The sequence below is a fragment of the Phytopseudomonas daroniae genome (genome assembly GCF_004327285.1).
In the GTDB taxonomy this organism is placed as follows: domain Bacteria; phylum Pseudomonadota; class Gammaproteobacteria; order Pseudomonadales; family Pseudomonadaceae; genus Aquipseudomonas; species Aquipseudomonas daroniae.
Map to the genome: position 1 here is coordinate 267,482 of NZ_QJUI01000003.1, position 22,624 is coordinate 290,105.

Genomic DNA, 22,624 nt, shown 5'->3' on the forward strand with positions numbered 1-22,624 from the left:
GCAGTGCCTCAGAAGCCGAAGGGCCCGCTAGGAAGCGGAACCTTGAGCATGTGGCCGAAGGAGAGGCTGATCACCGCGGTGGACACGGCGCTGATCAGCAGCGATGGCAGCCAGCGCACGCCGCCCTGGAGCAGCAGTATCAGCATGATCAGCAGCATCGTCAGGGCCGCGCCGAACACCTCGCTGAGGTAGATGTAGGCCACCACCATCAGGCAGGGCACCAGCAGGCCGGGGTGGGGCAGGGCGAAGACCCCGCTGCCCAGGTTATCGCTCGAAGCCCGACGCATTTTGCGCAGGGTCGTGACGCTCAGCAGGGCGCCGCCGATCACCATGCCGGCGGCGATCAGGCTGGGGAACAGGTTGGCGCCGTACTGCATGCCGGGGACGGCGGGGAAATCCTGTGCCAGCACCCAGACGGTGATGCCCAGGGCGATGAAAACAAGACCGAAGGTTAGATCTTTCATGGGGAATTCTCTTAGAGCCTGTGCAAAGTCTGCTGCGCGTTGGCCCTGCTGCGTTGAAAACAGGCTCGGACTGCTCATTTACAACTCGTAAAGTCGAGCGCGACTCCGAGCGCTCCTCGCCTGTTTTTGCGGGGCCGCCATCGGTATTGCATGGCTCTAGCTCGCAAGACTTTGAACAGGCTCTTGCCGCAGAACGGAGACGAACGACGCCCCGCAGGGCATCGTTGTAAAGGAACGGCTTACTTCTTCATGCCGATCTTTTCGATGATGCCGCCCATGTAGGTATTGTTCTTTTCGAGGAAAGTGGAGAAGTCGGCGGCGTTGCGCCACTCGATGCCAAAGCCGAGCTTGTGCATGTAGTCCTGGTACAGCTCGGAGTTGTAGGCCTTCTCCAGGGCCGCTTCGAGCGTGGCGACGATCTCCGGCGGCAGGTTTTTCGGCCCGGCGATGCCGCGCCACTCGCCCAGCGAGTAGTCGCTGCCCAGGCTTTCCTTGAGGGTCGGGATGTCCGGGAAGGCCGGGTTGCGCTCCGGCGAGAGGATCGCCAGGCCCTTGGCCCTGCCGGCATCGATCATCGAGCGGGCTTCGGGCACCGAGGTCGGCACCAGCTGGATGCTGCCGGCGGCCAGTTCGACCATGGCCGGTGCCGCACCCTGGCTGGGAACGAAGGTGATCTTGTCCGGCTCGATGCCCTGCTCCAGCAACAGCCCGGCGAACGCCACGTGCCAGATGCCGCCCAGGCCGGTACCGGAGGCCTTGATGGTGCCTTTGGGCTGGGTGCGAATGGTTTCCAGCAGGTCGCTGACGCTGTCGTAGGGCGCGTTCGCCGCCACCTGCACGCCCGGATAGTCATAGTTGGTCATGGCGATCGGGGTGAAGTTCTCGTAGGTCAGCTTGGTCAACCCCTGCCAGTGCATCATGTTCAATTCGCCAGTGATGAAGCCCAGCGTATAGCCATCCGGCCTGGCGCTGGCCATCACGCTATGGCCGACCACCCCGTTGCCACCCGCACGGTTGACCACGTTGATGGTGACACCGAGCTCCTTCTCCAGCGCCGCGGCGATCCCGCGGGCGGCGGCATCGCTGCCGCCCCCGGCGGCCCAGGGCACGATCAACTGGATGGGCTTTTCCGGATAGGCCGCCATGGCCATGGGCGAGACGAGCAGCGTGGAGAGCAGGAGGGATTTGCAGGTATGCCGCGAAACGCGCGCAGCCAGGTAGGAAAGCATGCTGGTCACCTATTGAAATTATTGTCAGTGATCACGCCGATGCGCTGGGAGCCCGGTCGCGATAGCCCATGCCAGAGCGGTGGACATGGTTGGCACCCTATTGCCTGGCGAGCCGGGTTGTCTAATGAGGCTTGGTAATCACGCCATAACGAGAGGTTATTCCGGGGCCAGCACCTGGCGCAGTAGGTAGGGTGGGTTAGCGACGCCGGGCACGGATTGACAGGTACCGCTGTCGTGGTGCGTCGCGGATGGCCGCCCCGCGTAACCCACCAGGCGGTGGAAGGTGTTGCGCCCATGGTGGGTTACGCCGCCCCGGAAACCGCGAGTTGCCCGACATATGCAACAGGCGGCTAACCCACCCTACGAGAAACCGTTCGACCGCCAGTCGATCTATGGTGTGACAGCAGGATTGTCCAGCACCTGGCGCAGAGCCTCGCAGAACTGCGTTGCATTGGCTGACAGCGGCTCGTCCTTGCGCCGGATCAGGCCGTAGCCGAGCGACGGTGTCTGCAGCGGAGGTTGCAGCAGCACCAACTGTCCCAGGGCGACCTGCTGCAGGACGATGGCCTCGGGCAGCAGGGCCAGGGCCTGGCTATGGCGCAACAGGTGCAGGGTGGACTGTACGGATACCGTTTCCACCCGGTTACCGGGGAAGGGGATACCGGCATCGCCGAAGGCCTGTTCGATCATCCGCCGCAGCGGGGTGTTGGGTGGATAGACCACCCAGGGCCATTGCTCCAGGTTCCTGGCACTGGGGGCTGTCTGTCGGGCCAGCGGATGGGTGGGGTCGGCGCACAGCAGGAAGGGTTCGCTGGCGACCTCCTGGTAGCTGAAGTGCTCCTGCTGGCGAGGCTCGGTAAAGCGTCCGATGACCAGATCCAGCTGTTTGTGCAGGAGCATCTGCAGCAACTGGTCGCTGGTGTGCTCGAACAGTTCGATGGTCAACAGGGGACGTTGCTGTTTCAGGTGCAGCAGGGTGCTCGGCACCACCTGGGCGGTCGCGGCAACGATGGCGCCGATGCGCAGGTGGCCATAGCCGCCCTGGCGCAGGCTTTCCAGTTCCTGGGCGAAGTGCTGGCAGTCGTTCAGGGTTCGCCTGGCGTAGGCGATGACGATGAGGCCGAGTTCGGTCGCCACCAGTTCGCGGGGTTGGCGATCGAACAGGAGGAAGTCGAGCATCTGCTCGATCTCGCGCAACATCTTGCTCACGGCCGGCTGGCTGAGCCCCATCCGTTGCGCGGTGGCGTGCATGTTGGTGGTGTCGGCGAGGGTCTCGATCAGTTGCAGATGGCGTAGACGCAGCCAGTTATGCAGCGTGGGAAGCTTGCTCGGGTTCGCTGTCATGGGGTTACCAGGAGGTTCGTGGTGATAACCAGGGCGTATCGAGTGTTGACGATTCGTCATTGGTCACCGATGCAAATGCTTGGTTATGGTCGCACAGCATCAGTCTTGTCCTCCATTGACCCATGCGCCTACCCACATAATAAAAGAGCTCGTATATGGCCCGTCCTGTAATCCTGACCCCCGACAACACGCTGCCTGAAGATGGTCTGACCGGTACTCTGATCGGGCGGATCTGGCTCCCCGGTGCGATTGCGGGGCCTGTCCCCGTGCTGTTGCATGAGCATGGCGTTTTCGACCTCAGCGCACTGTCTCCTACACTCGCCGGACTGTGCGAGCGGGAGAATCTTCACGCGCATGTGCACGATAGCCGCATGCCGCGAGTCTGCAGTGTGGCCGAGTTGCTTGCCAATAGCGGCAGCGAGCGCGATGAGACACGCCCGAGCCTGTTGGCACCAGCCGACCTGCAGGTGATCAAGGCGGCAGGGGTGACCTTCGCGTCGAGCATGGTCGAGCGGGTGATCGAGGAGCGCGCCGGCGGCGATCCGCAGCGTGCCGAGGAAATCCGTGGCCAGGTGCGCGAAATGATTGGCGATAATCTGCGCAGCCTGGTTCCGGGTTCGGAGAATGCAGCACGCCTGAAGGTTCTGCTACAGGAGAAAGGGCTGTGGTCGCAGTACCTCGAGGTGGGTATCGGCCCGGATGCCGAGGTGTTTACCAAGGCCCCCGTACTGGCTGCCATGGGCAGCGGTATGGACATCGGTATTCACCCGAAGTCAGCCTGGAATAATCCGGAGCCGGAGGTGGTGCTGGTGGTCAATAGCCGGGGTCGAGTGATCGGTGCCACGCTGGGTAACGACGTCAACCTGCGCGATTTCGAAGGGCGCAGCGCGCTGTTGCTGAGCAAGGCCAAGGACAATAACGGTTCCTGCGCCATCGGGCCGTTCATTCGCCTGTTCGACGCCAGCTTTGGTATCGACGATGTACGCAACTGCGAGGTGGATCTGCGAGTCGAGGGCGAGGACGGTTTCGTGCTCAACGGCCGTAGCAGCATGAGTCAGATTAGCCGCGACCCGCTGGATCTGGTGGGCCAGACGTTGAACGCCAACCATCAGTACCCCGATGGATTCCTGCTTTATCTGGGGACACTGTTCGCACCCACTGAAGATCGCGACCAGCCGGGCAGCGGCTTTACCCATAAACTGGGCGATCATGTCAGCATCAGTTGCCGCCAGCTTGGCGGTTTGCATAACCGTGTGCAATACAGCGATCAACTGGCCGCCTGGCAGTTCGGCTTGTTGGCGCTTATCAGAAACTTGGCGGAGCGTCGGTTGCTTTGAGCTCGTCTGCGTACCGTCGGTTAGGCGTAGGCCGGATGCTGAGTCAGCGCCAATGGCGCTGATGAATCGCTCGTAAAATTCTTCTTCTAGTTCGTCCGGGGTCCTTTGCCTCTGCGTGACATCCTGCACAGGCCCAGAGCGACCAGCAGCAGAAACAGCGCCAAACCGGCAACGCCCGCGTACAGTCCCGTGGTGCTCAGCAGCGGTTTTTCCACCCGCTGGTAGGTGGGCTGTTTCAGGAGCAGATTCAACGCTGCGTCGAGCTGTGCGGTGTGGATCTGGCGCAGTTCCTTGGCCGGGTCGGCGAAACGGCCTTCTTCATAGTCGCTCAGCGAGTTCCAGTAGTAGTCGGCGAGAGCGCTGTTGCCCTGGGCTGTCCAGTTCTGGCGGGCGAGGGCGACGTTGCGCAGGCGCTCGACGGTTTCAGTGTCCAGGCCGTCACGCGCGAGCTTGTGCAGCAGGTCGTGCAAGCGCTGCACGGTTTCCTCGACATCGCTGCGTGCTACCTCGGCATTGATGCTGAAGAAGCTGCTGCCGGCGTAGGCACTACGTTCGACGCCTGGGCCATAGGCCAGGCCGTGCTCGAGACGCAGATCGCGATACACCGCCCATTGCAGGTAGTCGCGCAGCAACTGCCAGGTGGCGTGGTCGAGTACGCCGACCCAGGGTTCGGCAAAGATCAGATGTACCTTCGCCGTCTCACCGGCCAGGCCATTTCTCAGCGTACGTTCGGGGTCGGCGTTGCCGGTGCTTTCCGGCAGTTCGCGCAGTTCTGGCATGGGGCCGGGCGGCAGTTCGCCGAAGCGGCGTTCGAGGTAGGCGGGCAGGCGTCGATCCAGGTCGCCGACCATGATCAGGGTCATGTTGTTGGCGACGTACCATTCGCTGCGCAGGCGCTCCAGAGCGTCGGTATTCAGATGCTCGAGCGAGTCGGGTTCGGCACAGGCCAGGCCAAGTTCCACAGCCAGTTGCCCGGTGGCGTCATCAGCGCCGACAGAACTGTCGAGCAGCCGCTGCCAGGCTGCAGGATGTTCACCGTTTTCATGGCTGATCACGCGCTTGGCCGCCTCGATACGCGCTTCGCTCAGCTCGGTGTTGAACAGCGCGGCGAGCAGCAGGTCGAGGGCGGCGCGCTGATTGGCTGCCGGCACCTCGAGGACGAAGGTGGTGTCGCTGTCGCGGGTGTAGGCGTTCCAGTCACCGCCCAGTGCCTGCATGCGTTCTTCCAGCCCGGCTTCGCCGCTGCCGTCGATGCCGCTGAACAGCAGATGTTCGAGCAGGTGCGGCAGCTCCTTGTGGCGGCAGTCGAACTGATCGAAACCGACGCCGACCACCAGGCGAATGGATACATGGCCCCGTTCGCTGGTGGACTTGAGGATCAGCTGCATGCCGTTATCCAGCGGGTAGCCTTCCACCTTGAAGCGATCCGCCGCCAGCAGATGGCTGCACAGCAACAGGTTCAGAAGCAGCGTTAGCGTGCGGCCGGTCGAGAGCACTACTCGCCACCTTCTTCGGCGAGCAGGGCGCCGGTTTCACGGTTGCCGAGTACGGCGTAGGCGCTGGCGCAGAACAGAGAATTGAGGCGTTTCATGTCGTCGATCAGTTCCAGATGCAGAGAGCTGGTTTCCAGACTCTTGACCACCTGGTGGTGCAGACGTTCGACATGTGAGTGGGCCACCCGGCGCTCCTGGATACGGAAGCGCCGCTTCTCGCGCAGCAATTGGCGAGCAGCATCGGCGTCAGCGGAAAAGAACACCGACAGGCCCAGGCGCAGGTTGCCCAGCAGGCGCTCGTGCAGTTCGGTGAGCTCTTCCAGGCCGCTATCGGAGAACGCGTGGCGCTGGGAGGTTTTCTCGTCCTGAATCTTGCCGAGCATACGTTCGATGATGTCGCCGGCGCGCTCCAGGTTCGCCGAGAACTCGATGATTTCGGCCCAGCGCTGGCTGTCCTGTTCGCCCAACTCCTCTTGCTGTACCTGGGCCAGGTAGAGTTTCACAGCGGTGTAGAGCGCGTCGATATCGTCGTCGAGACGGCGCAGATCCTTGCCGAGAATCGGCTGGCTGCCACGCAAGGCGTCGAGCAGATGGCCGAGCATACTGTCGACCAGGTCGCCGATGCGCAGGGTTTCGCGAACCGCGTTGGACAGCGCCAGGCTTGGCGTGGACAGCGCCGTGGGGTCGAGGTGACGGGCCCTGGCGACGGCGTTCATGTCCGGGCGATCCGGCAGTAGCCAGTTGCAGAAGCGCGCCATGAGGCCGAGGGTCGGCAGCATCAGCAGGCAGCGCAGGGTGTTGTAGAGCAGGTGGAAGCCGATCACCAGTTCCGCCGGATGCCACTCGAGGCTGTCCAGCCAGTGCACCAGTGGATCGAGTACCGGAATCACCAGCAGCAGGCCGATCAGCTTGTACAGCAGGCTGCCCAGGGCCACGCGACGCCCGGCCTGACTCTGCATGCTGGCGTTGAGAAAGGCCAGCACGCCGCTGCCGATATTGGCGCCGATCACCAGGCCGATGGCCACCGGCAGGCCGATTACCCCGGAGCCGGTCAGCGTGGCAGTCAGCAACACGGCAGCCAGGCTGGAGTAGGAAATCAGTGCGAACAGCGCACCGACCACGGCGTCGAGCAGCAGGTCACCGGTGAGCGAGGCGAACAGCACGTGGATGCCCTTGGCCTCGGTGATCGGCGTGGCGGCGGCGACGATCAGTTGCAGGGCCAGGATCATCAGGCCCAGGCCGATGGCCACGCGGCCGAGCTGGCCGGCGCGGGTCTGCTTGCGCGAGAGGAAGAACACCACGCCGAGGAAGATCAGCAGCGGCGACAGCCAGCTGAGGTCGAAGGTCAGTACCCGCGCCATCAAGGCGGTGCCGACGTCGGCACCGAGCATGATCGCCAGCGCCGGGGTCAGCGCCATCAAACCCTGGCCGACGAAGGAAGTGACCAGCAGTGCCGTGGCGTTGCTGCTTTGCACCAGGGCGGTCACGGCGATACCGGCGACGAACGCCATGGGCCGTTTGCCGACGTTATGGCTGAGCATGCGACGCAGCTGCGAGCCATACACCCGCAGGATGCCGGTACGCACGATATGAGTGCCCCAGATCAGCAGGGCAATGGCGGAAAGCAGATTGAGCAGAGTCAACATCACGCATCTCCCTGATACGCAGGTTCGATCCCGTGACTTGGGATACTGCCGGTGACGGGCCGCTGCAGGCGCCAGTCACATACGGGCATACGGTTTGTCGAACAAGCCTTCAATTTGACTGTAGTTGCAGAGCGATGCAGCGCCTCGGCTGAGTCGAGCGCAGTTCAGTTGTCGGCAGCTGCTGACATCAGCCTCATGCAACGCGGTGATAGGCACTTGGAGGGACGACCGCCGACTAAGTTCGTAGAGGATTTCGAGCGGGCATGCGGCCTGCCGCCCGGTTCCTGCACAGGCAGGGCGCTGCGCGGCAAGCCGGAGGTCGGTGTGCGCCTTTTCTTGTCAGCCATGAAAAACGGAGCCAGTAGAGTGCGTGCGGAAATGTCACTGGCGGTGCAGGCATACAACCTCAAGCGAGCCATCAAGGTGCTGGGGGCGCGCCGGATGATCGAGATGCTCGCCTGAAAAGTCCGGTGGTGACCTTCTGAATCGCACAAAAGAAAACGCCCCGAACGATGTCAGGGCGTTTGCCGGGTGCCAATACCTACATCAGCGGGTTTTCACACGCTCTGAGTAGATTCCGTTTTTCATGTTGCATCAGCGTAAGCCGATTACTGGCCAGGAATGTCCTTGCGCAGTTTCACCGGCTCTACGTCGTCCAGTCCTTCCTTGCGGCGGCGGGCGGTACGCAGACGGATATTCAAGGCTTCCACGCCCAGCGAGAAGGCCATGGCGAAGTAGACGTAGCCCTTCGGCACGTGAACTTCGAAGCTTTCGGCGATCAGTACGGTACCGACCACGATGAGGAACGACAGAGCCAGCACCTTCAGGCTCGGGTGCTTCTCGATGAAGTCGCTGATGGCGCCAGCGCAGAGCATCATCACCAGTACGGCAACGACGATGGCGGCGACCATGACCGGCACATGGGAAACCATGCCGACCGCGGTGATCACCGAATCCAGCGAGAATACGATATCGATGATGGCGATCTGGATGATGGTACCGATGAAGTGCTTGGCCGCGCCCTTGGGCTGATCCATGCTTTCTTCTTCGCCTTCCAGGCTGTGATAGATCTCGCTGCTGCTCTTCCAGAGCAGGAACAGACCGCCGAAGAACAGGATCAGGTCACGGCCGGAGATGCCCTGACCGAAGACGTGGAACAGGTCGGCGGTCAGACGCATAATCCAGGTGATGGAGAGCAGCAGCAGGATACGCGTGACCATGGCCAGGGCCAGGCCGAAGAAGCGGGTGCGCGCCTGCAGGTGTGCCGGCATGCGACTGACCAGAATTGCGATCATGATGATGTTGTCGATGCCCAGAACGATTTCCAGAGCAGTCAGAGTCAAGAAAGCAACCCAGATTTCCGGGTTGGTCAGCCATTCCATTAGAGGTTCCTTGCAGGTGATTGAATGCCTGGCGCTAATGCGGCCAAGAGGCCGAATTCTAGCGCCAGTGGTGTGAAAATTTCGTCAAAATGTTCGCGCGTCAGCTACCAAATAGTGGAAATACACCCAGTACCAGTGCCGTGACCAGGATGGTCATGCACAGCAGTGCTGCCCACTTCAGGGTGAAACGTTGCAGGTCGCGAACTCGATCTTCGCCAGGCCGATCAGCAGATAGGCCGCAGGTACGGGCCGAAGGTATCAGGGATGACCGCCAGCAGGCTCTTGGACATTTATTGCCCACTAGGAAATCTATATCTGGTAGCCCGTAGGATGGGTCGGGCCGTGCAGGTGAAACCCATCAACTGCCGATGGGTTGTACCCATCCTACGACCTACTTGCGTACTCGTGAAGTTCGGGGTGAACGACATGCGTGGGCTGCTACAAGGCGTAAGCAGATGTAGGGTGGATGACGCTCTTTTCATCCACCAGCCCGTAGGATGGGTGAAACCCATCAATTTCCGATGGGTTTCACCCATCCTACGACCGTCCGCTTGCGCCACTTTGCTGCCTAAATACCAGAAACCTGCCTTGAAGATCATGAACAGATTCTAAAGCACGCGCTCCAGTAGATAGAGCATCCCTACCAGCGAAGCGGCGGCGAGCAGATGCTGCAGGGTGATGATGCCCGCCATCAGATTTCCATCGCCGCCCAACTGGCGAGTGAGCACGTAAGAGGTTGGCGCGGTAGGCAGGGCGAAGAACAGTACCAGCACGGTGCTCTCCATCGCAGGCAGTTGCAGTGCATAAGCGACAGCGAAGGCCAGCAGCGGCATCAGCAGCAGGCGCAGCAGGCTGTTCCAGGCCAGGGCTGGAACTTCGCCGCCCAGCTGTTCCGGTTTCAGCGCCGCGCCGACGCACAGCAAACCCAGTGGCAGGCTGGCGGCGGCGAGCAGGCTCAACAGGCGGTCGCTGCCGCCAGGCAGACCCAGGCCACTGATGTTGACCAGGGCGCCGGCCAGGCAGGCGAGGATCAGAGGGTTGCGGATGATCGGCAGCAACAGGCTGCGCACGCTGACGCCGCGCTCGGCGGTCAGCGACCAGACCGACAGCACGTTGACCGCTGGCACCATCAGCGCCAGCATCAGCGCGGCCAGGGTCAGGCCTGGCTGGCCGAACAGGCTGCCCACTGCAGCCAGGCCCAGGTAGGTGTTGAAACGCAGGATGCCCTGGCTGAACGCGCCGAAGCGCGCCGCCGGCCAGCCACGCAGACGGCGCACGATCAACAGTGCCAGCCAGGCGATACCCAGGCCGAGCAGCACGGCTAATGCCAGACGCGGCAGTTGCGGGTTGTCCAGTGGCGCGGTGGCCAGGCTGTTGAACAGCAGGGCAGGGAACAGAATGAAGTAGTTGAGACGCTCGGCGCCGGGCCAGAAGGCTTCGCTGGGGAAGCCGCGACGACGCAGTTCATAGCCGCTGACGATCAGCGCGAAGAGTGGCCAGAGGGCCAGAAGCAGGTCAGTCACGGGAGCCCCCGGTGGTGGTGGGCGCCTATCTTCGCCAGCGTTTGCCGATCATGCAAGCCGTCGGGGTGGTGGGGTAGACGCGTCGCAGCCAGGTGAGCGTCTTGGAGCGGATGTTGCCGATGACGCATACTTCGCTTCCCTTTCCTCTGCGGAGTACCCATGGACAAGCCCAAGAGCGGCACCCGGGTCGCCCAGGCCGATCGCAGCCGTGCGGCGATTCTCAAGGCCGCCGTCAGCCTGTTCAGCCGCCAGGGCTATGCCGGAGCCCGCACCGAGCAGATCGCCAGCCTGGCCAAGTGCAACGAGCGGATGATCTATTACTACTTCGGCAGCAAGGATCAGCTGTTCGTCTGCGTGCTGGAGTCCATCTACGAGCGTTTCAATCGCGCCGAGGCGCGTCAGCGCTTCGACCTGAGCCGACCCGAGGAGGCCGTGCGCCAGATGGTTACCTTCATCTGGGGCTATTACCTCAAGCACCCGGAGTTCATCACCATCCTGGGCACGGAAAATCTGCTCAAGGGCGTGCACGCGCGCAAGTCCGGCAACCTGCGCGCGCTGTCCGGCAAGGCCGTCGGCGTGCTGCAGCCGATCATCCGGGCAGGGCAGGAGCAGGGGCTGTTCCGTGAGGATATCGAGCTCAACCACGTCTACCTGATGATTGCCTCGCTGTGCTACTTCTACAACTCCAACCTGCACACCCTCAGTTGCTTTCTCGACGACGGCCTGGCCACTGCCGAACAGAAGCAGCGCTGGCTGGATTTCATCTGCGATCTGGTGCTGCGTGGCCTGCGCCGCGTGCACGGTTGACGGTGATCAGTGGCTGCCGGGGTTGGCGCGGACATGGGCAACTTTCTCGGTCAGGCCGTTCCAGGCCGGGCGTTCGCTGGCGAAGCGGTGGCGTAGATAAGCGACCAGCTCCGCCACCTGGCGATCACTGAAGCTGTCCTTGAAGGCCGGCATGTAGCCCAGCTCCGGGGTGGCTGGTTTGTCGATGCCATGCAGGATGACGTTCAGCAGGTTGTCCGGTATCGCGCTATGCACGTTGCTGTTGACTGCCATCGACGGGCTCACGCCGAACAGCTTGGGGCCGAGACCATCGCTGTGGCAGGCCTGGCAGGCACCTTCGAACGTGCGCTGGCCGCGGGCCAGCGCCAGGGCATCGGGTGCATTGGCGGTGCTTGCGGTCGTTGTCTGCGGTGCGGGCGCATCGAGCGATATCAGGTAGTTGGCGATGGCCTGCACATCGCTTTTGGGCAACGTCGCCAGTTCGCTGACCACTGGCCCCATGGGCCCTGCCGCCACGCCATGGCGCTCGGAAAAGCCGCTACTCAGGTAGTCGCTGAGCTCGGCCTCCGTCCAGGGTGTGGCGTTGCTGCGCAGGCCGCTGAGTGCCGGTGCTTCCCAACCATCGACCATGCCGCCGGCGAGAAACGACTGGCCGCTTTTTTCTGCCCCCAGCAGGTTGCGTGGCGAGTGACAGGCCGCGCAGTGGCCCAGGCCGTTGACCAGGTAGGCGCCACGATTCCATTGCTCGCTGCGCGTGGTGTCGGCCTGGTACTCGCCACGCCCGAGAAACAGCGCGTTCCAGCCGGCCATCAGTGGGCGGATGTTGAACGGGAAGCTCATCCGGTTGGCCTGGGCTGGCTGCTTCACCGGTGTTTGCGACATCAGGTAGGCGTATAGCGCCTGCATGTCGGTGTCGTTGATGTTGCGAAACGCCGTATAGGGAAAGGCCGGGTACAGGTGGCGGCCATCACGGCTGATGCCCTCGCGCATGGCACGTTCGAAGGCGCCGAAGGACCAGGAGCCGATACCCGTTTCACGATCCGGGGTGATGTTGGTGCTGTACAGCGTGCCGAAGGGCGTATCTATGGCCAGGCCGCCGGCGTTGGTGACGCCGTCCGGGGCGGTGTGGCAAACCGCGCAGTCGCCAGCGGCCGCCAGCAGGCGACCGCGCTCCAGGGTGGCGGCAGACCAGGTTGCCGATGCCGCTGGTGCCACTGGAGCGATTTCCGCACGCCAGGGCAGGGCGGTAGTCAGCAGCCCCAGCGTCGCGCCAAACACCCCGGCCAACCCGCCGAGCCACCATTTGCCATGCTTGCTGGCGGCGGGTGAAGCTGGCGTTGCGGCGCCGCCTGCTTCGCCACCATTGAGTGCGGCGCGAACCCGTTCGGCGGTGATCGGCAACTCGCGAAAGCGCAGGCCGGTGGCGTCATAGATGGCATTGGCGATGGCCGCCGCGCTCGGCACCGAAGCCGATTCGCCGCTGCCCATGGGCGGCTCCGTCTGCCTTGGCATCATCATCACATCGATGGCAGGCACTTCGGGAAAGGTCAGGATCGGGTAGGTGCCCCATTCGGTGCTGGCGACCCGGGATTCCTCGAACTGCACCTGCTCCTTGAGTACCCGGCTGGTGGACTGCACCACATTGCCGTGGATCTGATGACGCACACCCTCGGGGTTGATCATCATGCCGGCGTCGTGGCCGATCACCACGCGGGTAACCGCCACCTCGCCGGTGCGCTTGTCCACGGCCACATCGGCGACCCAGGCCGCCCAGGCGGCGCCGAAGCCGGGAAACTTGCTGTGGATATAGCGGGCATAGGCGAAGCCGCGACCGCGCAGCACGTCACCCTCGGCAGGCGTCTGCTGTGGCTGGGTTCTGGGTTGCCAGTCGGCGCGTTCGGCAGTGGCCTGAATCAGATCCTTGGCGCGAGGGTCGTCCAGGTGCTGCAGCCGGTATTGAACGGGATCTACCCCGGCGGCGAATGCCAGTTCGTCGATGTACGACTCGTGGGCGAAGCTGTTCGGCATGGCGGAAACGCCGCGCATCCAGGATGCACGCACCAGCGGCGCCATGTCGTTGATGGTGACGCGCATGTGCGCGTAGTCGTACGGCGGGATCGAGGTGCGGTCGCCCATCTCGAACATCATCGGCAGCGGTTCGACACGGCCGGTGAGCAGCAGCGCCAGGGTCGGCGCGCCGTTGGACGGATAGCTGGTCTGAAAGTCATAGGCGCTGATGCTGCCATCGGCGTTCAGGCCGCCGTCCACCTCCATCAACTGGGCCGTGCCCTTGGGCTCCCACAGGTGTTCCTGCTCGCGGGTCAGCTGCACCCGTACCGGTTTGCCCACCGCGCGTGACAGCAGCAGGGCGTCGGCGCAAACATCGTCGGCGCAGTTGCGTCCATAGCACCCCGCAGCTTCCATGCGGATCACTTCGATCTGATTTTCATCGCACTCCAGCAGCCAGGCCAGATCGGCGCGCAACAGATGAGGATTCTGGGTGCCGGACCAGACCCGCGAATGTTGTTCCTGATAATCGGCCAGGGCGCAGGATGGGCCGATCGAGGCGTGCAACTGATACGGCCACAGATAGCTGCGGGTCAGTCGCTGATCGGCACTGGCCAATGCCTGCTCGACGTCACCCTTGTCCAGCACGGTACGGGCGATGCGCGGGTTATCGCGGATCGCCTGGGCCACGTCGCGCATGTCGGGCAGCTTGTGTGTCCAGGGCTTCCAATCGATCTTCAACTGCTGCGCGGCGCGGATGGCCTGTTCCTCGCGCTCGGCGACCACGCCGACGAAGTCGCGAATCACCACCACGGCGACGATGCCGGGGATGTCGGCGATGGAGTTTTCGTCGACCGCCAGCAGGCTGTTGCCGACGAACTCGCCGCTATCGTAGCCGGCGTACGGTGGGCGCACCACTCGGCCATGCAGCATGCCGGGCAAGCGCATGTCGTGGACGTAGGTGAGTTCACCGGTAGCCTTGGCCGGGATATCCACACGCGCGGCGCCCTGGCCGACCAGGCGATACTCGTTCGCCGGTTTGAGGGGGGCGTCGCCGCTGATGTGCAGGCGGATGTGCTGGCCGGCGACCAGTTCGCCGAAGCTCAACTGGCGGCCGTCAGGGTGGCGGAAGTAGCCGCGTTCCAGGGTGAGCTGCTCGCTGTTCGTCTGCCAGCGCTCGCTGGCCAGTTGGTTCAGGTGCCGCCGTGCTTCGGCGGCGGCATTACGCAGCGGTACGGCGCTGATCTGGATGGTGGCGCTGGCGATGGTAGCGCCCTGGTTGGGTGCGCGTTCGGTGTCACCGAGCACCATCTCCACCTGCTCCAGATCCAGGTTCAGTTCCTCGGCGACGATCTGCGCCAACGAAGTGCGGATGCCGGTACCCAGGTCGACGTGGCCGTTGAAGGCATACACCTGGTCTTCGCCCGTGATGGCCAGGAACAAACCCAGTTCCCTGGGCTTGGCTTCGGCACTCTGGCCTTTGGGCATGGGCCCGGAGGGCGGCTGGATGGTATCGACCACCAACAGTACATCCTGGCGTTCGAGCCATTGGTCACGAGTCAGGCGCATGGGGTTTCTCCGTGCGGGGCGGCGGGGCGGCCAGCGGCGCGCAGGGCCGCGCGCATGATTTCGACATGGGTACCGCAGCGACACAGGTTCGCCGAGAGCTCGTTGCGCAGTTCTGCGTCGCTGGGATTGGGGTTGCGATCGAGCAGGGCCTTGAGGGTCATGATCATGCCGTTGAGGCAATAGCCGCACTGCGCTGCCTGCTCGGTGATGAAGGCCTGCTGCACCGGATGGGGACGCTCGCGGCAGCCCAGGCCTTCCAGGGTGGTCACCGAGCGGCCTGCGGCACCGGCCACGGGGAACACGCAGGAGCGAGTGGCGCGACCACCGACGATGACCGTGCAGGCGCCGCATTCACCAAGGCCACAGCCGTACTTGGGGCCATTGAGGGCAAGGTCGTTGCGCAGGATGTACAGCAGCGGAGTCTGGGGTTCGGCGCTCAGTTGCACCGTTTTCCCGTTCACCTGCAGGGTCAGGTTCTTTTCCATGGGATGCCTTGCTACGTCGTCGGCCCATGTCCCGTCGTTACCGTTGTACTCAGGGCAAGGGTTTTTTGTTCATTAAGTGCTTACTACATGAAACTCTGATCATGTAGGCAAGGAACGGGCCAGCGGCGAGGCGGCAGAGGGAGATAATGGCCGGTGGGCGTTTACTCGTGTACGTCCGCAAGAAGGCGATAGCAGCCCTTCGTAGGGTGGACGACGCTTCACCTACGCGGCCCGACCCGTCCACCGCTCTGCAATCGCAATGGTGGATGAAAAGAGCGTCATCCACCCTACGTCCGCTATCGACTTGTAGGTCGTAGGATGGGTGAAACCCATCGGAAATTGATGGGTTTCACCCATCCTACGGGCTACATGAAACCCTGATCATGTAGGTAAAGAACGGGCCAGCGGCATGACCTGGACGGACGAGCGGCAGAATGCGTGAAACCACGCCGCATGGCATGGCACTGATCGATGGGGTTGGCTGCTGATACCGCGCCGCGGATTGGTGCGGGGAGTCAGTCGCTGCTGTCGTTCATCTTGCGCAGCAGGTAGAGGATGGCGATACGTTCGCCCGGGTTGAGGCTGCCCATGGTCAGCTCGCTGATCTGCTGGGCACAGGGAATCATCTCGGTCAGCAGGGTCTGGCCGGTGTCGGTGAGTTCGACGATGACCTTGCGACGGTCGTCCGGGTCTGGCGACAGGGCGACCAGATCACGAGCCTTGAGGCGCTCGACGATGCCGCGGATGGTGGCCTGATCGACGGCGGTGGCCTTGATCAGTTCGGCCTGAGAGCTGGGGCCGTGATCACGCAAGGCGCACAGGGTAACGAACTGGATGGAGGTGAGCTGTGCGTCGCAGGCGTTCTGCTGGAAGATCGCTGTATGGCGCTGGTAGGCCTTGCGCAGCAGATGGCCGATCTGCTCGGTCACCTGATAGCTGTCTGCTGGGAAATCGTCGGTCGACATGAGAGGGGTTCGGTTCGAGGCGCAAGGTGCCGAGTATAACCGCGTAGCGTTGTTACCGGGGAGCGGCTCCCGCCGCCCCCGAAACGGATCAATGGGCTCTGGAGGCTTCGGGATACACCACGTCGCCGGCCAGCACCACGGCCCGGTCATCCAGGTAGATGTCGCAGTTGCGCAGCGGGATGTCCAGGTGGCACGGCGTCTTGCGGGTGCCGCCCACTTCGGTGTTCGGGCCGGTGGAGAACAGGAAGTTGCCGTAGAAGGCGCGAGCGTCCATGCACATGCCGTCGTTGCGATCATGCAGGCCCATGGCCGTCCACTGGGCGCGGGGCTGGAGGCCCCAGCCGATGTGGGAAATACCGTAGACCTCGGGATCCTTGAAGTACTTCAGGTAGTCGCGCAGGTACTCGGCTTCGAAACCGCCGTGGATGCCGGTGATGAAGCCCTTGTCGATTTCCAGGGTGATGCGCTCGCGGCAGTAGTTCTTGAACGGCAGGAGGATGTCGCCGACGTCGAGCACCAGGGTGCCCTGGGCGCTTTCCTCGTTCGGCCAACTGAACAGGAAACCGCTGGGCCAGTGATCCCAGCGCCCTGGTTCGTCGGCGAAGCCGTATTCGGTGACAGCCGGGTACTGTCCCAGATCGGCATGGAAGTCGCTGCCGGCAGCGGATTTCACATGCAGGCTGCGAGCCTGCTTGAGCAGGGTTTCGCTGGCCAATACGCGGCGCTTGTCCTCCTCACTGGGCAGCATGCGTGCCAGCACTTCGGGTGGCTCCACCGCCAGCAGGATGCGGGTGCCGGTCTTGAGTATCTGCTCCTGCTCCGGCGAGTGCAGAAGCATCATGGTATCGACGACCAGGTCGGCGGCCTCCAGGGCGCGCTGTGCGGCCAGATTGCCGGTCAGTGCGGTATCGCCGCAGTAGGCCGTCATGTCGTTGCCCATCGCTCGCGGATGGTTGAAGGACGGCAGTTCCACCGCATACACCTTGGCCTTCAGGCGCTGCGCGGCATCCATGGCGGCGCGCACGGTTCGCGGGTTCGAGTAATGGCTCTTGAGAATGGCGACGCTCTGGGTCGCGTCGACCCTGGACAGGGTCAGCACCTGTTCGAACATCTGGGTCAGTTCGCTATCGCTTACCGGCATGACATGCCTCCTGGTGGATGTGAATAGGTTGCACCGGGTTGGTGCCTTGCGCTGCTTTTCGGTGCGTATTTATAGAGCATGCACTCTATTTGTCTAGATCAAACACCAAGCTAAAGCAGTTGGCAAGGTTCTTGGTGTTGCGTTACCTATCTACACATTTACTGATCTGTGATGTTGTTTATCTATTTTTAGCATTCGAACAGCTGTTTTTAAAAAATCGCAAAAGGCCTCTTCACTTTTAAAAAAATATAGTGCATACACTGTAATTGTCTGGCGGGAACATCCCGCATGGTCGTACCCAAGAAGAGGAGACATGCCCATGGGGGCTCAGCAGAAAATTGCCATCGTCGGTGCCGGCCTGGGAGGCGCGGCTGCCGCCACCTTGTTGCAGCAGGCAGGGTTCGAGGTCACCGTCTACGAACAGTCACCGGAGTTCTCCCGGCTGGGGGCTGGCATTCACGTCGGGCCGAACGTGATGAAGATCTTCCGGCGCATGGGCCTGGAGAAACCGCTCGAGGAAATGGGTTCGCATCCTGATTTCTGGCACAGCCGCGATGGCGAGAGCGGTGACTACCTGTCGCGCATTCCGCTGGGCGAGTTCGCCCGTCGCGAGTACGGCGCGTCCTATATCACCGTTCATCGTGGCGACATGCATGTCTTGCAGATGGACAGCATCGCGCCGGGCTCGGTGCAGTTCGGCAAGAAGCTGGAGCGCATCGTCGATGAAGGCGATCAGGTGCGCCTGAGTTTTACCGATGGCACCGAAGCCACCGCCGATATCGTCATCGGTGCCGATGGCATCCACTCGAAAATTCGCGAGGAACTGCTGGGCGTCGAAGCGCCCATCTACAGTGGCTGGGTGGCGCACCGCGCGCTGATCCGCGGCGACAGCCTGGTGCGTCACGCCGATCTGTTCGAGCCCTGCGTGAAGTGGTGGACGGATGATCGCCACCTGATGGTCTACCACACCACCGGCAAGCGCGATGAGTACTACTTCGTCTCGGGAGTGCCACATGAGGCCTGGGATTTCCAGGGCAACTACGTCGACAGCAGCCAGGAGGAAATGCTGGCCGCGTTCGAGGGGTACCACCCCACGGTGCAGAAGCTGATCCGCTCCACCGAGGACATCACCAAGTGGCCGCTGCGCAACCGCAACCCGCTGCCGCTGTGGAGCCGTGGCCGCCTGGTGCTGCTCGGTGACGCCTGCCACCCGATGAAGCCGCACATGGCACAGGGCGCCGGCATGGCCATCGAGGATGCGGCGATGCTCACCCGCTGCCTGCAGGAAACCGGGCTGGCGGATTTCCGTACCGCCTTCGAACTTTATGAGGCCAACCGCAAGGAGCGGGCCTCGCGCGTGCAGGCCGTTTCCAATGCCAATACCTTTCTGCGTACCCAGGAAGATCCTGCCTGGGTCTATGGTTACGACCTCTATGCCCAGCCGCTGAAGAGTGGGGTAGCGGCATGAGCACCCTGATCGGCGGCGGCAACGTGCAGGCCAATGGCATTCGCCAGCACTACCTGCGTTACGGCGGTCAGGGCCCGGTGCTGCTGCTGGTGCCCGGCATCACCAGCCCGGCCATCACCTGGGGTTTCGTCGGCGAGGTGCTGGGGCACCAGTTCGATACCTATATCCTCGACGTGCGTGGTCGTGGCCTGTCGTCGAGTGGCCCGCAACTGGCCTATGACACCGACACCTGTGCCGCGGACATTCTCGCCTTCGCCGCGGCGCTGGGGTTTACGGGTTATAGCCTGCTCGGGCACTCGATGGGCGCGCGCTTCGCCGTTCGCGCCGCTGCACTCGGTGCTCCCGGGCTGGAGCGCCTGGTGTTGATCGACCCGCCGGTGTCCGGCCCCGGTCGGCGCGCCTACCCGAGCAAGTTGCCCTGGTACGTCGACTCGATCCGCCAGGCCGAGCAGGGCATGGATGCCGAGGCGATGAAGGCCTTCTGCCCGACCTGGAGCCAGGCACAACGGCAACTGCGCGCCGAGTGGCTGCACACCTGCTTCGAGCCGGCCATCGTGCAGGCTTTCGAAGAGTTCCACACGGTGGACATTCACCAGCATCTGCCGGCCGTGCGGCAGCCCACGCTGCTGATGGTCGCGGGGCGTGGCGGGGTCATCGAGCCGGCCGATGAAGCCGAGCTGCGCGAACTGAAAACCGACTTGCAGGTCGCTCGCGTAGCGGATGCAGGACACATGATCCCTTGGGACGATCTCGAGGGGTTCTTCGCTGCCTTCGGCGACTTTCTCGGTCAGCCGATTCGCCAGGGGATTCAGCCATGAACAGGCTCTACCGTATCGGCCAGATCGTGCCGAGCTCCAATACCACCATGGAAACCGAAATTCCGGCGATGCTGCTGGCGCGCCAGGCCATTCGCCCGGAACGCTTCACCTTTCACTCGGCGCGCATGCGCATGAAACAGGTGAAGAAGGAAGAGCTGGCGGCCATGGATGCCGAGTCGGATCGCTGCGCGCTGGAGCTGTCCGACGCCAGGGTCGATGTGCTGGGCTACGCCTGCCTGGTGGCGATCATGGCCATGGGGCTGGGCTATCACCGCCAGTCCGAGCGGCGTCTGCGCCAGGTAACGGCCGACAACGATGCCAACTCGCCGGTCGTCACCAGCGCCGGCGCCCTGGTCGAAGCGCTCAAAGTCATGCAGGCCAGGCGTATCGCCATCGTCGCGCCGTACATGAAGCCGCTCACTGAACTGGTGGTCGACTACATCCGCGAGGAAGGCTTCGAGGTGGTCGACTGGCGTGCCCTGGAAATCCCCGACAACCTCGATGTGGCCCGCCATGATCCGGCTAACCTGCCCGGTATCGTCGCCGGCATGAACCTGGAGGGGGTCGACGTGGTGGTGCTCTCCGCCTGTGTGCAGATGCCCTCGCTCGCGGCAGTCGCCAAGGTCGAGGCGCAAACCGGCAAGCCAGTGGTGACCGCGGCCATCGCCACCACCTACGCCCTGCTCAAGGCGCTGGATCTGGAGCCGGTGGTGCCGGGTGCTGGCGCGCTGTTGTCCGGCGCTTATTGAGGAGATGGCCATGCAGGAGCAAAGCCTGAGCGACAACTACCAGGGCGTATGGGGGCAGCGCATCGGTTTCGGCAGCCGTCCCGCCCTGCTGATGATCGACTTCATGCAGGCCTACACCACACCGGGCGCTCCTTTGTATGCGCCAGGCGTGGTCGAGGCGGTGGAGCGGGCCGACATGTTGTTGGCTCATGCACGGCGTGCCGGTATTGCATTGGTGCACAGCAATATCCGCTACCGAGCCGACGACTGCGCCGATGGCGGCATGTGGGTGCGCAAGGCGCCGGTGATGAAGGCCATGGTCGAGGGCAACCCGTTGGCCGAGTTCTGTCCGCAGGTGGCGCCGCAACCAGGCGAGCAGGTACTGACCAAGCAGTACGCCAGTGTGTTCTTCGGCACGAGTCTGGCTTCTCAGTTGCACGCGCAGGGTATCGACACCCTGCTGCTGGCAGGTTGTTCGACCAGCGGCTGCATCCGCGCCAGCGCGGTGGACGGCGTGCAGCATGGCTTTCGCACCATCGTCGTGCGCGAGTGCGTAGGCGATCGGCATCAGGCGCCGCATGAGGCCAACCTATTCGATATCGACAGCAAGTACGGCGATGTGGTCGGGCTGCAGGAGGCTCTTGCTTACCTCGATCAACTGTCTGCGTGAATACCCAATAAGGAATCTGCGGTACGCCGCTTTTTCCACTGGTCATCCGTGTGCAGGATGGCCGCCGCGCCCATGGTGTGGCACTGACGCTGCCTTGGAAGGTCATCAGTTGATGGCGCCTGGGTGCGTCTACGACTGCTGGCTTCAAAAACAATCACAAGTCACCGCCAGGAGACAACGCAATGTCCTACGTACCCACCACCAGCACGGCCCTGGGCAGTGCTACCGACAGCTCTCGCGAGCTGTACCGCAAAGTGACCTGGAGGCTGATCCCCTTCCTGTGTTTCTGCTATCTCGCTGCTTATCTGGATCGCATCAACGTCGGTTTCGCCAAGTTGCAGATGCTTGGAGATCTGCAGTTCAGCGAGGCCGCTTACGGGCTTGGTGCCGGTCTGTTCTTCGTCGGTTATATCCTCTTCGAGGTACCCAGCAACCTGATCCTGGAAAAGGTCGGTGCCAAGGTCTGGATCGCCCGGATCATGATCACCTGGGGCTTGCTGTCGGCCTGCACCATGTTCGTCACCACCACCACCCAGTTCTACATCATCCGCTTTCTGCTGGGGGCCGCGGAAGCCGGATTCCTGCCGGGGGTGCTGTACTACCTGACGACCTGGTACCCGACTTACCGGCGTGGCCGAATCATTGCGCTGTTCATGATCGGCCTGCCGCTTTCCAGCGTCATCGGCGGGCCGCTTTCCGGCTGGATCATGAACCACTTCGATCAGGTGCACGGTCTGCGCGGCTGGCAGTGGCTGTTCCTGCTGGAGGCCATTCCCAGCGTACTGTTGGGTATCCTGACCTTCTGGGCGTTGCCCAATCACTTCAATCAGGCCAAGTGGCTCAATGCCGATGAAAAAGCGCAGCTGGCCAGCGACCTGGCAGCCGACGATGCGGAAGGCAAGAGCAGCAAGCACAGCTTCCGTGACGGCTTCTTCAACCTCAAGGTGTGGATGCTCGGTGGCATCGACTTTTCCATCCTGCTCAGTGCGTACGCGATGGGCTTCTGGATGCCGACCTTCATCCGCAATACCGGTGTCATCGATACCTTCCATATCGGTTTGCTGACGGCGATACCAAGCCTTGCCGCACTGGCTGGCATGCTGTTGATAGGCGCCAGTTCCGATCGCCATCGCGAACGCCGCTGGCACATCATCGTGCCGTTCATCATCGGCGCCATCGCCATGGCCAGCAGCACCATTTTCAGTCACAACCTGGTGATGACGGTAACCCTGTTCGCCATTGCCTCGGCAGCGATCATCGGTGCTGTGCCGGTGTTCTTCAGCCTGCCGGCGACCTTTCTCAAGGGCACGGCGGCGGCCACCGGTTTCGCCCTGGCCTGCTCGCTGGCCAATATCGCCGGTCTGGTGAGCAACTCGCTGATGGGCCTGGTCACCGACCTGACCGGTACCAGCCACGCAGCACTGTGGTTCTTCGCCGGCTGCCTGCTGCTCAGCTGTTTCCTGGTGATTGCGCTGCCGGCCAGGCTGGTTAACCGCTAAGAGCTTGTTCACGATCTGCTGCGCGTCGGCCCTGCTGCGTTAAAAACAGGCTCGGAATGCTCATTTACAG

General features: G+C 62.9%; 18 protein-coding genes. 7 read left to right on the top strand and 11 right to left on the bottom strand.

Translation table 11 applies throughout. The features are described 5' to 3' along the window. Window positions 1-8 precede the first annotated feature (8 nt). The 3 genes from DNK06_RS04820 to DNK06_RS04830 form a co-directional block, all read right to left on the bottom strand. Entirely contained in the window at window positions 9-464 is a 456-nt protein-coding gene (locus tag DNK06_RS04820) for a tripartite tricarboxylate transporter TctB family protein (protein WP_131178897.1), read from the bottom strand. Between the two features lie 239 nt (window positions 465-703). Then, window positions 704-1,693 carry a tripartite tricarboxylate transporter substrate binding protein gene (locus tag DNK06_RS04825; protein WP_242674613.1) on the bottom strand — a complete coding sequence of 330 codons (990 nt, stop codon included), beginning with the start codon at window positions 1,691-1,693 and terminating at the stop codon, window positions 704-706. A gap of 390 nt (window positions 1,694-2,083) precedes the next feature. Further along, a complete protein-coding gene (locus DNK06_RS04830; RefSeq protein ID WP_131178898.1) occupies window positions 2,084-3,037 on the bottom strand; it encodes a LysR family transcriptional regulator in 954 nt (317 codons plus the stop codon). A 155-nt stretch (window positions 3,038-3,192) separates the two neighbouring features. Between DNK06_RS04830 and DNK06_RS04835 the strand changes: the two genes are divergently transcribed. Continuing rightward, window positions 3,193-4,374: a fumarylacetoacetate hydrolase family protein gene (locus tag DNK06_RS04835; protein ID WP_131178899.1), complete on the top strand. Its 1,182-nt coding sequence runs from the start codon at window positions 3,193-3,195 to the stop codon at window positions 4,372-4,374. Window positions 4,375-4,460: 86 nt separating this feature from the next. On the opposite strand, the gene DNK06_RS04840 is transcribed toward DNK06_RS04835, so the two are convergent. The 4 genes from DNK06_RS04840 to DNK06_RS04860 all read right to left on the bottom strand — a co-directional run bounded on the left by DNK06_RS04840 (window position 4,461) and on the right by DNK06_RS04860 (window position 10,418). After that, window positions 4,461-5,870: a M16 family metallopeptidase gene (locus DNK06_RS04840; protein ID WP_131178900.1), complete on the bottom strand. Its 1,410-nt coding sequence runs from the start codon at window positions 5,868-5,870 to the stop codon at window positions 4,461-4,463. Beyond that, window positions 5,870-7,513: a Na/Pi cotransporter family protein gene (locus DNK06_RS04845; RefSeq protein WP_131178901.1), complete on the bottom strand. Its 1,644-nt coding sequence runs from the start codon at window positions 7,511-7,513 to the stop codon at window positions 5,870-5,872. Before DNK06_RS04845 ends, DNK06_RS04840 begins: the two co-directional genes overlap by 1 nt. A 608-nt stretch (window positions 7,514-8,121) precedes the next feature. After that, window positions 8,122-8,895 (bottom strand): TerC family protein, encoded by a 774-nt coding sequence (locus DNK06_RS04850; RefSeq protein WP_131178902.1) that lies wholly within the window; start codon window positions 8,893-8,895, stop codon window positions 8,122-8,124. A gap of 608 nt (window positions 8,896-9,503) precedes the next feature. Further along, window positions 9,504-10,418 (bottom strand): AEC family transporter, encoded by a 915-nt coding sequence (locus tag DNK06_RS04860; protein ID WP_131178903.1) that lies wholly within the window; start codon window positions 10,416-10,418, stop codon window positions 9,504-9,506. A 159-nt stretch (window positions 10,419-10,577) separates the two neighbouring features. On the opposite strand from DNK06_RS04860, the gene DNK06_RS04865 reads away from it, so the two are divergent. Next, window positions 10,578-11,225, top strand: coding sequence for a TetR/AcrR family transcriptional regulator (locus DNK06_RS04865; RefSeq protein ID WP_131178904.1), 648 nt, complete (start codon window positions 10,578-10,580; stop codon window positions 11,223-11,225). 6 nt (window positions 11,226-11,231) lie between these two features. Here DNK06_RS04865 and DNK06_RS04870 read toward each other — a convergent pair whose 3' ends face one another. From DNK06_RS04870 to DNK06_RS04885, 4 genes are all read right to left on the bottom strand, one after another. Next, window positions 11,232-14,780, bottom strand: a complete 3,549-nt coding sequence (locus DNK06_RS04870; RefSeq protein WP_131178905.1) for a molybdopterin cofactor-binding domain-containing protein — start codon at window positions 14,778-14,780, stop codon at window positions 11,232-11,234. Then, a complete protein-coding gene (locus tag DNK06_RS04875) occupies window positions 14,771-15,265 on the bottom strand; it encodes a (2Fe-2S)-binding protein (RefSeq protein ID WP_131178906.1) in 495 nt (164 codons plus the stop codon). The genes DNK06_RS04870 and DNK06_RS04875 overlap by 10 nt, the downstream gene beginning before the upstream one ends. A 515-nt stretch (window positions 15,266-15,780) precedes the next feature. Further along, complete coding sequence (locus tag DNK06_RS04880; protein WP_131178907.1) at window positions 15,781-16,230, bottom strand: MarR family winged helix-turn-helix transcriptional regulator; 450 nt, start codon at window positions 16,228-16,230, stop codon at window positions 15,781-15,783. An 88-nt stretch (window positions 16,231-16,318) separates the two neighbouring features. Next, the gene (locus DNK06_RS04885) at window positions 16,319-17,371 is read right to left on the bottom strand and encodes a 2,5-dihydroxypyridine 5,6-dioxygenase (protein WP_131178908.1); all 1,053 of its coding nucleotides are present in this window, start codon (window positions 17,369-17,371) and stop codon (window positions 16,319-16,321) included. 319 nt (window positions 17,372-17,690) lie between these two features. Between DNK06_RS04885 and DNK06_RS04890 the strand changes: the two genes are divergently transcribed. The 5 genes from DNK06_RS04890 to DNK06_RS04910 all read left to right on the top strand — a co-directional run bounded on the left by DNK06_RS04890 (window position 17,691) and on the right by DNK06_RS04910 (window position 22,554). Continuing rightward, window positions 17,691-18,839: an FAD-dependent monooxygenase gene (locus tag DNK06_RS04890; RefSeq protein WP_131178909.1), complete on the top strand. Its 1,149-nt coding sequence runs from the start codon at window positions 17,691-17,693 to the stop codon at window positions 18,837-18,839. After that, window positions 18,836-19,657, top strand: coding sequence for an alpha/beta fold hydrolase (locus tag DNK06_RS04895; RefSeq protein ID WP_131178910.1), 822 nt, complete (start codon window positions 18,836-18,838; stop codon window positions 19,655-19,657). The genes DNK06_RS04890 and DNK06_RS04895 overlap by 4 nt, the downstream gene beginning before the upstream one ends. Next, window positions 19,654-20,406 (top strand): maleate cis-trans isomerase family protein, encoded by a 753-nt coding sequence (locus DNK06_RS04900; RefSeq protein WP_131178911.1) that lies wholly within the window; start codon window positions 19,654-19,656, stop codon window positions 20,404-20,406. Before DNK06_RS04895 ends, DNK06_RS04900 begins: the two co-directional genes overlap by 4 nt. 10 nt (window positions 20,407-20,416) lie before the next feature. Further along, a complete protein-coding gene (locus DNK06_RS04905; RefSeq protein WP_207389931.1) occupies window positions 20,417-21,055 on the top strand; it encodes an N-carbamoylsarcosine amidohydrolase in 639 nt (212 codons plus the stop codon). A gap of 182 nt (window positions 21,056-21,237) precedes the next feature. Then, window positions 21,238-22,554: an MFS transporter gene (locus DNK06_RS04910; RefSeq protein ID WP_131178913.1), complete on the top strand. Its 1,317-nt coding sequence runs from the start codon at window positions 21,238-21,240 to the stop codon at window positions 22,552-22,554. Window positions 22,555-22,624 lie beyond the last annotated feature (70 nt).

Coding starts and splice junctions, on each gene's coding strand:
- DNK06_RS04850 (WP_131178902.1), bottom strand. CDS start 8,895: ATGGAATGGCTGACCAACCCGGAAATCTGGGTTGCTTTCTTGACTCTG.
- DNK06_RS04900 (WP_131178911.1), top strand. CDS start 19,654: ATGAACAGGCTCTACCGTATCGGCCAGATCGTGCCGAGCTCCAATACC.
- DNK06_RS04910 (WP_131178913.1), top strand. CDS start 21,238: ATGTCCTACGTACCCACCACCAGCACGGCCCTGGGCAGTGCTACCGAC.
- DNK06_RS04820 (WP_131178897.1), bottom strand. CDS start 464: ATGAAAGATCTAACCTTCGGTCTTGTTTTCATCGCCCTGGGCATCACC.
- DNK06_RS04835 (WP_131178899.1), top strand. CDS start 3,193: ATGGCCCGTCCTGTAATCCTGACCCCCGACAACACGCTGCCTGAAGAT.
- DNK06_RS04830 (WP_131178898.1), bottom strand. CDS start 3,037: ATGACAGCGAACCCGAGCAAGCTTCCCACGCTGCATAACTGGCTGCGT.
- DNK06_RS04890 (WP_131178909.1), top strand. CDS start 17,691: ATGGGGGCTCAGCAGAAAATTGCCATCGTCGGTGCCGGCCTGGGAGGC.
- DNK06_RS04905 (WP_207389931.1), top strand. CDS start 20,417: ATGCAGGAGCAAAGCCTGAGCGACAACTACCAGGGCGTATGGGGGCAG.
- DNK06_RS04865 (WP_131178904.1), top strand. CDS start 10,578: ATGGACAAGCCCAAGAGCGGCACCCGGGTCGCCCAGGCCGATCGCAGC.
- DNK06_RS04880 (WP_131178907.1), bottom strand. CDS start 16,230: ATGTCGACCGACGATTTCCCAGCAGACAGCTATCAGGTGACCGAGCAG.
- DNK06_RS04870 (WP_131178905.1), bottom strand. CDS start 14,780: ATGCGCCTGACTCGTGACCAATGGCTCGAACGCCAGGATGTACTGTTG.
- DNK06_RS04895 (WP_131178910.1), top strand. CDS start 18,836: ATGAGCACCCTGATCGGCGGCGGCAACGTGCAGGCCAATGGCATTCGC.
- DNK06_RS04875 (WP_131178906.1), bottom strand. CDS start 15,265: ATGGAAAAGAACCTGACCCTGCAGGTGAACGGGAAAACGGTGCAACTG.
- DNK06_RS04885 (WP_131178908.1), bottom strand. CDS start 17,371: ATGCCGGTAAGCGATAGCGAACTGACCCAGATGTTCGAACAGGTGCTG.
- DNK06_RS04825 (WP_242674613.1), bottom strand. CDS start 1,693: ATGCTTTCCTACCTGGCTGCGCGCGTTTCGCGGCATACCTGCAAATCC.
- DNK06_RS04845 (WP_131178901.1), bottom strand. CDS start 7,513: ATGTTGACTCTGCTCAATCTGCTTTCCGCCATTGCCCTGCTGATCTGG.